The sequence below is a fragment of the bacterium CG_4_10_14_0_2_um_filter_33_32 genome (genome assembly GCA_002792735.1).
In the GTDB taxonomy this organism is placed as follows: Bacteria; Patescibacteriota; CPR2_A; order CG2-30-33-46; family CG2-30-33-46; genus CG2-30-33-46.
Genome location: PFOW01000022.1, coordinates 1 through 9,958 on the forward strand (window position 1 = coordinate 1; position 9,958 = coordinate 9,958).

Sequence of the window (9,958 nt, forward strand, 5' to 3'; positions counted from 1 at the left end):
CAATAAATATTATAACAAATAAAAAAGATATTGTTAATCAATATCTTTTTTATAGTATTTATATATTAGTTTTTTCGATCATTCAAATTATTTATATTTATTTGGTTATAGTAGTCTAGTGCTAAATATCAAATTGTCAAGGGACGCACCCTTGCCAGATAGCAAGGGTGCGTCCCTTGACAAGTCCTTATCAAGTCCTTTGGCAAATTGAACGTGGTTTTTCCTTAGGTGCATAAGTTGTAAAAAACTTACAAAGATTTATTCTTGTAGTAATTTGTAGTAAAAACTCTGTTGACATTAAACTTGACATTGATTATAATTTACTTGACATTAACTTTTGAGGAGATATAAATGTCAGTGCAAATAAAAAAAATAATCTCAAATCTTGTCAGGGAGAGAAAAAAAATTAAGACCTCAGATGTCATTGATATCTTGGGAGGGAAAATTTCTCGACAGCATATAAGTTTTATTATTACTGAAATGGTAAGAAAAGGTGAACTTATAAGAAGTGGGTCTTATCGTTATGCCGTTTATACTCTTCCTGAATATGCCTTTATTTTTTTGAAGTCTATCAAAAAGCGTCTTAAAAATGAAAACCTAAAAGAACATGAAGTTCTTGATAGCCTTGTTGCACAAAATCCATTTTTGCAACATTTAAACGAAAACGTAAAAAGCATTTTTGACTACGCTTTTTTAGAGATGCTAAATAATGCCATAGAACATTCTAAGTCTAAATTTATCCACGTTGAAGCTATAAAAGACGATAAAAATTTAAGATTCGTTATTGATGATTTTGGAATCGGGGCTTTTAAAAATATCATGCAAAAAAGGAATCTTACAAGTGAGATTGAGGCCATTCAAGATTTACTCAAAGGTAAAACCACTACTGCTCCAAAATTCCATTCAGGGGAAGGAATTTTTTTTACTTCAAAGGCGGCGGATATTTTTATGCTAGAAAGTCATGATTATCGTTTAAGAATTGACAATTTAATCAATGATGTTTTTATTGAAGAATTAAGGTCTTCCAAGAGGGGAACTAAGGTTCTATTTACAATTTCTTTGAATTCTAAAAAACACCTTATAGATATTTTTAAGGAATATCAAACCGATCCTAAAGAGTATGCTTTTGATAAGACCAAGATTGAGATTAAATTATACACCATGGGTACTATCTATATTTCTCGGTCTCAAGCACGGAGAGTACTATCTGCGCTAAATCGGTTTAGAACTGTTGTTTTAGATTTTGATAAAGTTCCAACAGTAGGCCAAGCTTTTGCTGATGAAGTTTTTAGAGTCTTTAAGAATGCTTATCCAGAGATTAAGATTATTCCAATTAATATGAATGAAGCAGTAGAGTTTATGGTTAAAAGGGTTAGGAAGTAATAAGATTAACATTTTGAAATTACAGGATTAATCAGAAAACGCCGAGGCTATTTTCGTGCTACTTTTAAACTAAGACAGTTTTTGGATCTTTCAAAAACCGAACAGTTTATGTTTGTTATAGAAGCATATTTTTTTCAATTTAACTGGGTATACAACCATGGATACAAGATTTTAAAGGTTTTTGCACGGCTGAATTTGTTCAAAGTCATATAGATAGTATCATAGGATTTTTACTTTACCATTTTGGAGGCGCAGAGGGAGAATGGGTTGATTGGTATTATTTTATTAAAAAAACGGTGGAATCTTATCACTTGAAATGGATAGATTATGAAGGAAAGCCAAACAAAGAAAGAATGTTTAAAGACTTTAGCCGTCCGCTCAAAGAAGTTTTAATGATGTTTAATCTGGTTGATGTTAGAAAAGAAACAAGAGAACATTATTTTAAAGATCTAAAACAAATAAGAGTTACAGGGTTTGGAAAAGAAGTTTTGAGCCTACTACTTTAATGTTATATAGAAAGATATTTAGAAACCGATTTTACAAATTTTTCAATGTCTGTAAGTTTGTTTTTTAGGACATCATAAATTTTTTTATAGTCTAATTTATCGTAATCATGGGTCATTATATTTCTAAAGCCGGCCATGTCTATCATGTTTTTAGTCAAATCAGTAGAGATTACTGTTTCTTCTTTTAGAATATCGAAGTTTTCACTATAAGTTGTTGGTTTGCGGAATTTTTTATATGCAATAATTGTTTCCGCTAAATCAATTGTTGCTTGTGTGACTAGATAAAGATATCGTTCAACAGCACCCCGAAGATCTATGTTTTGTTCTATTTCTTTTCTAGAAAGTTTTTTATAGCGTTCAAGAATCTTTAGATACTTTTTAATAGAACTTATCTTGTCCTCAATTAGCATTAGATTAGTCATGCGCCCCTGCTTTAGTTAAATTATGTCTTATGAGAGAATCTCTAAAGTCAAAATATTCGTTTAATATTCTTGGTTCAATTAAGGTTTTGAAATATTCTTTTTCTAGGATTAATATACCTTCTGTAATAATGTTATATTTTAATGCTGGTTTATTTGTTAGGTTTAGTATGACAATATCAATTTGGTCTGTTTTAAGTAAACGGCTTAACTTTGCTAGAATGATGTATTGGAGATCATACATTTTGATTGAATTTTTTTCATCTAAATACATTGCAAAATCATAATCACTTAAAGGCCCAATATTTTTTCTTGCCTGCGAACCAAAAAGATAAACAAGCTTTACTTGGGGATATTGTGAAAAAATTTCTTTTATTTTTTCTAATTGCTCTTTGTCCATATCTATATTCTATATAATACAATGCTTTTTTCAACTCTTACCGATATTAGTTAAGCTTGTTAAGGATGTTTGTTAAGGGTGTTATTCTTAACGTCTCTGCAATTATAAAAATCGATAGTTATGCCTTCAAGGCGCCTATTACAAAGCTAACTATTGCCCAGGCAATAAGAGTAACAATTAACCCAATTATTGCATAAAGTATCGTAGTTTTAGCTTTGTTGACCGTTTCAGGGTTTCCGGCTGAGATGATATATTGAAAACCGCCGATTATTAAAAATAAAACAGCCACTATTCCAACCAGCAATAATAATGTATTAGAAACTTTTGTAATAATATCAAGTAATCCGCCCCCAACTGCCCTTGATGGTTTGGGTACTGGTATTTCATTTGCCGGAATATTATTTTGAGCATAAATAATAGTATTTAAAAATATATCCATTATTTATATTTTAGGATGAAGAAAAATCAAAAGCCATAGAAGAGTTGACATAATTACCAAAACCTCCGTTAGAGTAACGGAGGTTTTGGTAATTTAAAGAATAACCAATTTTGTTATGCTACCGGGGCTATTATTCTACCAATAACAAAGCTTACGGCTACGTAAGCAATCAGAGCAACTATAATACCGATGATTGCATAAAGTATTGTAGTCTTAGCTTTTCCAATTGTCTCTGGATTTCCGGCTGAAGTGATGTACTGAAAGCCACCAATAATAAGGAACAAAATAGCAATGATTCCAATAAGTAGAAGCATAGTATTTGAAACAACAGTAATCATTTCTGGTAGAGTACTGGTGCATGCACCAACCGCATTTGTAGGACACTGACTCAAAGGGGCAGCTAATGCAATGGCTGGAGTAGAAGCTATTAATGCAAGACTAGCTTTAATCAATTTTTTCATTTTTTCTCCTCTAACTTTATTTAATAATTTAATTATAGCCTAAGAAAACAATTTGTAAATTATTGCTTGCTGGCGTTTGAATTAGGCTGTTTATAACGAATTTTACAATTAACCAGGCACAAAGTACTACGATTATACCTATTATTCCATAAAGTATGGTATTCTTAGCCTTCCCGATATTATCTGGATTGCCAGCCGAAGTAATATATTGAAATCCACCTATTATTATAAATAATATTGCTATAACTCCAACAAGTAGTGTTAGTGAATTTGAAATAGAATAAATAATTTCAGGCAATGTTTTTGTTGGTAACGGGTTATTATTGGGGTTCACTGGCGGATCTATTTTGGCTAATACAGGGGAGGTATATATAATTAACAACCAGAATAAGTATTTAACTTTCTTCATATTATTGTCCTACATGATCAATTATAAATGTTATAACTGCAAATGACATTAATGATGCTACTAACCCAATTATTGCATATGTAATGGTATTTTTTGCATTTCTGATATTGTCGTAATTTCCGGCAGATGTAATATACTGAAAACCACCGATTATGATAAACAGAACAGAAATTGTACCTACTAAAGCCATTAATATTTCAATTACTATTCCTAATAATCCTAAAAGATCCTTGGGGATTATACAATCAGGTATGATGCCGCCATTATTTTTAGGCTTACATTGTTTATTTGCAAAAATATCGTCTGCATAAACAAATGTCGGGAAAATATTTATTAAAAGAACGGTTGTCAGTTTGCTAATTATTTTCATTTAGTATACCATATTTACGCTTATTTTGCAATGTATTAAAAGCTTCCTGTTAAGAAATTAATAATCGAAAAAGAAATAATAGCTAAAATTAAACCAATAATAGCATATAGGATTGTAGTTTTAGCTCTGCCGATATTATCCGGATTACCGGCAGAAGTAATGTATTGAAAACCACCAACAATTATAAATATTACAGCTATTGTGCTAACTAGTGCTAAAGCAACGTTGATTAAATTTGTTAGAAGAGTTGCTAAATCACTTAGTTGGCATGGATCGTTGGGGTTATTACCACCTTCAATACATTCTATATTTTTCCAAAGGTCTAGTGCATGTAATAATAAATAATTACTCATTATTTAATACTTGGAATTAATAGTTTTATAAGTCCATAAGAAAATAATATTATAATAAGTGCAGTGATTGATGTGACTATAGTATCCTTGGCCTTGCCTATTTGATCAGGGTTTCCGGTAGCTGTTATATATAGGAATCCAGCATAAATTAAACCAAGCAAAGAAAGGGTTCCTATTATCCCCGCAACCCACGCGTAGACTATGCCTATGAAAGACCCAAGGATATCATCCGTTACACATATTTTGCCAAAAACAGTTTCATATACTTCGCCCGTTGGACAAACAAGCGCGCCGCCACCCGGAGCCGGAGGGGTATTATTGCCGGGTTGTTCATTTGGGTCCGCATTTTGTATTGCGATTGCCTGGCCTGGTTTACAATCTGCGGCGCCTATATCGTCGGCATTCTTAACATTGCATACTACCAGTTCTCCACTATTTTTATTTCCAGAGATATTGATAAAAAATCTCTTTTTTGATGCAGATGAATACGCCGTATATTGTGTATTATCTAGGGCACTTCTTGTTAGTGTAAGCGTTTCTCCGCCTATGGTCCCTTTTATTTCTTCAAGGTTAGATCCGACATAGCGGAATGTATCCGCTGCAGAAATAATCGATGCGCTGAATAATACTATAGTCAATGTTATTATGGTAATTAAATTTTTCATTATCAATTATTTTCTTTCATATTTTCTAATATGTCAGTTACTTTTTTAGAGGCGGTGTTAATAGCGTCTTGAGGGCCCTGTTTATTAACTGTAATGTTATTGATTAGTTCACTAAATGCATTATCTGTTTTTTCCCAATCACCCTTAAACCAAGTTTTAGCATCTTTTGTCTGTTTATTAAAAATTACTGCGTATTTTCCCCCCTGAGATTCAGAAAATTCGATCATAGATGACGGGAGAGATGTTTTTTCAATATATTTTCTATATTGTTCTTTAGTTGTTGCAAATTTTAAAAAGTCCCATGCAGTTTTTTGGTTTTTTGAATTTTTATTTACCGAATAAGCCCAGTATTTTGCATAGTAAACCTTGTTTCCAAGTATTTGAGGAGCTGTAGCAACTTCAAATTTTAGTTTTTCATTTGTAAGTTTTTTAATTCTTCTTATATCTGCAGCATATCCGAACATCATTGCCGTTTTTCCTGAAGTAAATGCCTCGATAGAATTAGGCATACCTTTTCTCCATGTATATGTTTCTTTGGTTGGATCTGAAAAAGATGCATAAAATTCTAAAGCAGATGTTCCCGGATAAACAATATTACCGTTTTTATCTTTTGTAGAAATATTAAAATATGCTTTTCCTTTATCATCAGAAACCATTTGGGTATTGTTCTGAAGCATAAGCATGTAAAGAATATCTTGTGAATATTCTACATTATCTGCCGTGCCTATAGCTATTGCAGCTTTATTTATATAATCACCCTTGAGATTCCTAATTTTTTTAATAGATGATTTGAAATTTTCCCACGTGTCAGAAGGTTCAAATACCTTATCTCCCATCGCTTTCTGATTATAAAAGATTGCTAGGGTATCTACATAAAAAGGAATAGCGTAAATTTTATCATTATATATTAGGTCGGTATTTGCAATTTTTTGAAATATTTTTTCGAAATCACCTTTGGAATATGTTGATGACGGAACAGCGGTTATTTTTTTATAATGTTTAGGTACCCAATCATTTCTGATTTGTAAAATATCTGGTCCTTCTCCGGAGGCAATAGCATCTGTCATCATTTTTTCATATTCTCCAGGTGTATTTTCAATTTTTTTAAGGGTTATACTGATGTTTGGGTGTTTTTTGGTATATGTATCTATGATAGGTTTTAAATCGGCCTCTTCATCTTGATAGCTCCAGAAAGTTAAGTTAATTTTCTCAATTATTTTTTTGCCGATAAGTACTTTTATAAGAAAAAAAGCCAAGATAACAAATATTATCCCGCCAATAATACCTGCAATCAATTTGAATTTATTTTCCATTTTTTACCTAATTATTTTCTAAGAACTTTTTTAGGAAATCTTTAAACTCTTTTAAATCTTCTCTTTTTAAAGCATAAGCTACGGTAGCTTTTAAGAAGTCCAGTTTATGACCGGTTGAGTACCATGTTCCGTCAAATTTGCAGGCATATAAAGGTCTTTTTTTCATTAGTTCCTTTAAGCCGTCTATAAGTCTTATTTCCCCGTCTTTGCCGGGTTTTGCTTTTTTAATATTTTCAAAAATATCGGGGGTTACAATGTATTTTCCGACGATAGCTAGATTTGAAGGCTCTTTATGTTTTTCCGGTTTCTCAACCATGTCAAAAATTTGATAGATATTATTTTCTAGATGTTCAGCCTTTATAACACCGTAGCGTGATACCTCGCTTTCTGGTACTTCGGCAACAGCAATTACTGGATCCTGATATTTTTCATACACTTCCATCAATTGCTTTAAGCATGGATCTTTGGAATCAACTAAATCATCTCCGAATAATACAGCGAATGGTTCGTCATTTATTACTTGTTTTGCGCAAAGTATAGCATGGCCGTCTCCTAAAGGTTCTTTTTGTCTTACATAAACTATGTTTGCTAGATTGGAAATTGTTTTTATTTCTTTTAAGAGATCTAATTTGCCCCTGCTTCGTAACGCGTGCTCTAAGTCATATGAGTAATCAAAATGATCTTCAATTGTTCTTTTGGTTCTTCCTGTAACCATTATTAATTCATTGATACCGGATGCCACAGCTTCTTCTACTAGGTATTGGATAACTGGTTTATCAACTAAGGGAAGCATTTCTTTTGGAGATGCAATAGTTGCCGGAAGAAATCTAGTGCCAAGCCCTGCAACCGGGAGTATTGCTTTTGTTACTTTTTGTTTATCCATATATTGTCCGATTATTTACTGATTAGATTTTATTCAATTTATTATGATTGGTCAACTTTAGAAAGAAACAGTTAACAACTGATAATTATTAATAACGAATTTCAAACTTGTTAAATTCTTCCGTTGCTTCCTCCCATTTCATTTTCATTTTAGTAACCCATGCCATGCGCGGTCCATGCTTTGCCCACTCAGCTAATTCTTTAAGTTTATCTTCAGGCCCTTCAGTAATAATTGTAAGAGATCTATCCACTTCGTTTTTTACATAGCCAGTAAGATCTCGTGATTCAGCCTGAGATGAGGCATATACTCTAAAGCCTACTCTCTGTACTCTACCTTCTAAATTTATAATTAGCCTCTTGTTCATAATTTAACTTAAAATGGAACTCTTAAATTAGTATATTCTGCTTAAAAATAATGGTAGAATTAAACTAAGGATCATTACAATTACTAATACAAAAAAAACCGCTTTTTGGAATTGTTTGGTAATTTTATGCGCCGTCTCCTTTTTCATATTTATATAATAGCAAAATAATAGAATAGAATAAATGCTTGATAATTATTTTAAAAATTTAATATCTCTTAGAGAAAACGAAGAAATAGAAACAGTGATTCATCATCATTTGTTTACTTTCTCTGCTGATTTAATAAAGATAAGCTTAATACCTTTAGTATCTTTCGTCATTATCTATTTTATTGGTATTTCTAATTTTATCGCATTGTTTGACTCAGTATGGTTTCCTTATATTGCTTTGATCATTTTTATAGTCTGGGGAACTTACAGTATTTATACCTGGGCTATTTGGTATTTGGATACAGCTATAATTACTAACGAAAGAATTATCGTTGCTGAGCAAAAAAGTCTTTTCGAACGATTCGTATCTGAAGCCAATTTGGATAAAATACAGGATATCACAGTCAGTGTTAAAGGTATCTTACCGACAATTTTGAAATACGGATCAGTTATTGTTCAAACAGCAGGTGAGACAAATAATCTTATTATTAGGAATGTTTCAATGCCTGGGAAGATTCAATCTTTAATATTAAAATTAAAAGACAGTTCTTCTAAAGAACAACTGACAACTGACAGCTAACTTTTTTCAAGATGGTTAATTGTCAATTGTCACCTGTTAGTTGTTTTTCCTGACATTTGCACAACTTGATTAAGTTGCTATAATTGTAAACTGAAATTTACGGCATAAAAATAATAGATTTTAGAGGAAGGAAATCATGGATAAAAAAGATAATTTAAATAATGTAACTGATCTTAGAGAAAATAAAGATACTCTAATAGAAAAAAATACTGAGCAAGTAGTTACAAATAAAAAGCCTTTACCTTGGAAAAGAATAATAGCTCTTGGGTTTGCGTTTATATTAGTATCAAATATTATATTCGCCCTCGGTGTTTACAAATTTTCTTGGCATGATTCTATTACAAGGACAGTTCTTAGGGTAGTTCCTTATCCTGCTGTTCTAGTGAAGAGTAGGATAATAACAATAGGTCAATATCACAAAGATCTGGATTCTTATAAGAATTATTACAAAGTTGGACAAAAAGCCGATTTTAGTTCTGAAGAGGGTCAGAAGCTTTTTAAAACTTTAAAAGAAGACCTATTGAATCAATTAATTGAAGAAAAAATTATTCAAGCTGAAGCGAAAAAGATGAATATAAAAGTCAGCAAAACTGAAATTGGAGATGAATATAAAAAGCTTGTTGAAGTGAATGGTGAAGACACCCTAAAGAAACAGATTAAGGATTATTATAATTGGGATATGAGCACTTTTAAAGCAAAAATTGGTTTAAAGATACTCAGAAACAAAGTCGAAGAGAAAATAAAAAAAGACGATATTGCAAATAAAAAATCTAAAGTAGACGAACTTCTTAAAAAAGTAAAAGGCGGTGAGGATTTCGCAAAAGTAGCAAAAGAGAACAGTGAAGATCAATCATCGGCCGAAGGTGGAAATCTTGGCTGGGTTTCTAAAGGCAAATATGCACAAGAATTTGAGGATGCAGCATTCAGTTTAAAGCCTGGTGAGATAAGTAATGTAGTAGAAACCATTGATGGTTTGAATATTATTAAGGTCAATGATAAAAAAGAAAACGAAGTTTTAGTAAGCCGTATCCTTATAAAGACTATTACTCTTGATGAATGGCTTAAGCAAAAGAAGACGGAATATAAAATACGCACCCTTATAGATATAAATAAAATAAATCCTTAGCCAAACAATAAGCCTATATTAAGTACATCCAACTTATCATTTATATGTGAATAAGTTACGAAACATTTGAGACTCCTGCAAATAACTAAGGAGTTTCCAATATGCATATCAAAGCCTTGTGGTATAAGACTAATTTGCAT

The 9,958-nt window shown here is 31.7% G+C and carries 15 protein-coding genes; 4 read left to right on the top strand and 11 right to left on the bottom strand.

All coding sequences use genetic code 11. The features are described 5' to 3' along the window. Positions 1 to 351: 351 nt before the first annotated feature. Positions 352 to 1,383: a histidine kinase gene (locus COX95_01595; GenBank protein ID PIZ86322.1), complete on the top strand. Its 1,032-nt coding sequence runs from the start codon at positions 352 to 354 to the stop codon at positions 1,381 to 1,383. Positions 1,384 to 1,679: 296 nt separating this feature from the next. Next, a complete protein-coding gene (locus COX95_01600) occupies positions 1,680 to 1,889 on the top strand; it encodes a hypothetical protein (GenBank protein ID PIZ86323.1) in 210 nt (69 codons plus the stop codon). 2 nt (positions 1,890 to 1,891) lie between these two features. On the opposite strand, the gene COX95_01605 is transcribed toward COX95_01600, so the two are convergent. The 11 genes from COX95_01605 to COX95_01655 all read right to left on the bottom strand — a co-directional run bounded on the left by COX95_01605 (position 1,892) and on the right by COX95_01655 (position 7,965). Further along, a complete protein-coding gene (locus COX95_01605) occupies positions 1,892 to 2,311 on the bottom strand; it encodes a hypothetical protein (protein PIZ86324.1) in 420 nt (139 codons plus the stop codon). Further along, positions 2,304 to 2,708 carry a nucleotidyltransferase gene (locus COX95_01610; GenBank protein PIZ86325.1) on the bottom strand — a complete coding sequence of 135 codons (405 nt, stop codon included), beginning with the start codon at positions 2,706 to 2,708 and terminating at the stop codon, positions 2,304 to 2,306. Before COX95_01610 ends, COX95_01605 begins: the two co-directional genes overlap by 8 nt. Before the next feature lie 118 nt (positions 2,709 to 2,826). After that, complete coding sequence (locus COX95_01615) at positions 2,827 to 3,147, bottom strand: hypothetical protein (protein ID PIZ86326.1); 321 nt, start codon at positions 3,145 to 3,147, stop codon at positions 2,827 to 2,829. Positions 3,148 to 3,260: 113 nt separating this feature from the next. Continuing rightward, positions 3,261 to 3,608 carry a hypothetical protein gene (locus COX95_01620; GenBank protein PIZ86327.1) on the bottom strand — a complete coding sequence of 116 codons (348 nt, stop codon included), beginning with the start codon at positions 3,606 to 3,608 and terminating at the stop codon, positions 3,261 to 3,263. A 28-nt stretch (positions 3,609 to 3,636) separates the two neighbouring features. Next, the gene (locus COX95_01625; GenBank protein PIZ86328.1) at positions 3,637 to 4,017 is read right to left on the bottom strand and encodes a hypothetical protein; all 381 of its coding nucleotides are present in this window, start codon (positions 4,015 to 4,017) and stop codon (positions 3,637 to 3,639) included. 1 nt (position 4,018) lies between these two features. Next, on the bottom strand, positions 4,019 to 4,387 hold the full coding sequence (locus tag COX95_01630) for a hypothetical protein (protein PIZ86329.1): 369 nt from the start codon (positions 4,385 to 4,387) through the stop codon (positions 4,019 to 4,021). Positions 4,388 to 4,422: 35 nt separating this feature from the next. Further along, positions 4,423 to 4,740 carry a hypothetical protein gene (locus COX95_01635; protein PIZ86330.1) on the bottom strand — a complete coding sequence of 106 codons (318 nt, stop codon included), beginning with the start codon at positions 4,738 to 4,740 and terminating at the stop codon, positions 4,423 to 4,425. Continuing rightward, positions 4,740 to 5,405 carry a hypothetical protein gene (locus COX95_01640; GenBank protein ID PIZ86331.1) on the bottom strand — a complete coding sequence of 222 codons (666 nt, stop codon included), beginning with the start codon at positions 5,403 to 5,405 and terminating at the stop codon, positions 4,740 to 4,742. Before COX95_01640 ends, COX95_01635 begins: the two co-directional genes overlap by 1 nt. Before the next feature lie 2 nt (positions 5,406 to 5,407). Further along, the gene (locus COX95_01645) at positions 5,408 to 6,718 is read right to left on the bottom strand and encodes a hypothetical protein (GenBank protein ID PIZ86332.1); all 1,311 of its coding nucleotides are present in this window, start codon (positions 6,716 to 6,718) and stop codon (positions 5,408 to 5,410) included. A gap of 7 nt (positions 6,719 to 6,725) precedes the next feature. Then, positions 6,726 to 7,601, bottom strand: a complete 876-nt coding sequence (gene galU, locus COX95_01650; GenBank protein ID PIZ86333.1) for a UTP--glucose-1-phosphate uridylyltransferase — start codon at positions 7,599 to 7,601, stop codon at positions 6,726 to 6,728. 88 nt (positions 7,602 to 7,689) lie between these two features. After that, positions 7,690 to 7,965 carry an acylphosphatase gene (locus tag COX95_01655; GenBank protein ID PIZ86334.1) on the bottom strand — a complete coding sequence of 92 codons (276 nt, stop codon included), beginning with the start codon at positions 7,963 to 7,965 and terminating at the stop codon, positions 7,690 to 7,692. Positions 7,966 to 8,146: 181 nt separating this feature from the next. On the opposite strand from COX95_01655, the gene COX95_01660 reads away from it, so the two are divergent. Both COX95_01660 and COX95_01665 read left to right on the top strand, forming a co-directional pair. Next, positions 8,147 to 8,692, top strand: coding sequence for a hypothetical protein (locus COX95_01660; protein ID PIZ86335.1), 546 nt, complete (start codon positions 8,147 to 8,149; stop codon positions 8,690 to 8,692). Positions 8,693 to 8,828: 136 nt separating this feature from the next. Further along, positions 8,829 to 9,818 (top strand): hypothetical protein, encoded by a 990-nt coding sequence (locus COX95_01665; GenBank protein ID PIZ86336.1) that lies wholly within the window; start codon positions 8,829 to 8,831, stop codon positions 9,816 to 9,818. Positions 9,819 to 9,958: the final 140 nt, after the last annotated feature.

What these genes read in the sequence shown, in the direction of transcription:
- COX95_01605 (PIZ86324.1), bottom strand. Translation starts at nt 2,311, where the DNA reads ATGACTAATCTAATGCTAATTGAGGACAAGATAAGTTCTATTAAAAAG.
- COX95_01625 (PIZ86328.1), bottom strand. Translation starts at nt 4,017, where the DNA reads ATGAAGAAAGTTAAATACTTATTCTGGTTGTTAATTATATATACCTCC.
- COX95_01660 (PIZ86335.1), top strand. Translation starts at nt 8,147, where the DNA reads ATGCTTGATAATTATTTTAAAAATTTAATATCTCTTAGAGAAAACGAA.
- COX95_01635 (PIZ86330.1), bottom strand. Translation starts at nt 4,740, where the DNA reads ATGAGTAATTATTTATTATTACATGCACTAGACCTTTGGAAAAATATA.
- COX95_01655 (PIZ86334.1), bottom strand. Translation starts at nt 7,965, where the DNA reads ATGAACAAGAGGCTAATTATAAATTTAGAAGGTAGAGTACAGAGAGTA.
- COX95_01640 (PIZ86331.1), bottom strand. Translation starts at nt 5,405, where the DNA reads ATGAAAAATTTAATTACCATAATAACATTGACTATAGTATTATTCAGC.
- galU (PIZ86333.1), bottom strand. Translation starts at nt 7,601, where the DNA reads ATGGATAAACAAAAAGTAACAAAAGCAATACTCCCGGTTGCAGGGCTT.
- COX95_01630 (PIZ86329.1), bottom strand. Translation starts at nt 4,387, where the DNA reads ATGAAAATAATTAGCAAACTGACAACCGTTCTTTTAATAAATATTTTC.
- COX95_01615 (PIZ86326.1), bottom strand. Translation starts at nt 3,147, where the DNA reads ATGGATATATTTTTAAATACTATTATTTATGCTCAAAATAATATTCCG.
- COX95_01610 (PIZ86325.1), bottom strand. Translation starts at nt 2,708, where the DNA reads ATGGACAAAGAGCAATTAGAAAAAATAAAAGAAATTTTTTCACAATAT.
- COX95_01645 (PIZ86332.1), bottom strand. Translation starts at nt 6,718, where the DNA reads ATGGAAAATAAATTCAAATTGATTGCAGGTATTATTGGCGGGATAATA.
- COX95_01665 (PIZ86336.1), top strand. Translation starts at nt 8,829, where the DNA reads ATGGATAAAAAAGATAATTTAAATAATGTAACTGATCTTAGAGAAAAT.
- COX95_01620 (PIZ86327.1), bottom strand. Translation starts at nt 3,608, where the DNA reads ATGAAAAAATTGATTAAAGCTAGTCTTGCATTAATAGCTTCTACTCCA.
- COX95_01595 (PIZ86322.1), top strand. Translation starts at nt 352, where the DNA reads ATGTCAGTGCAAATAAAAAAAATAATCTCAAATCTTGTCAGGGAGAGA.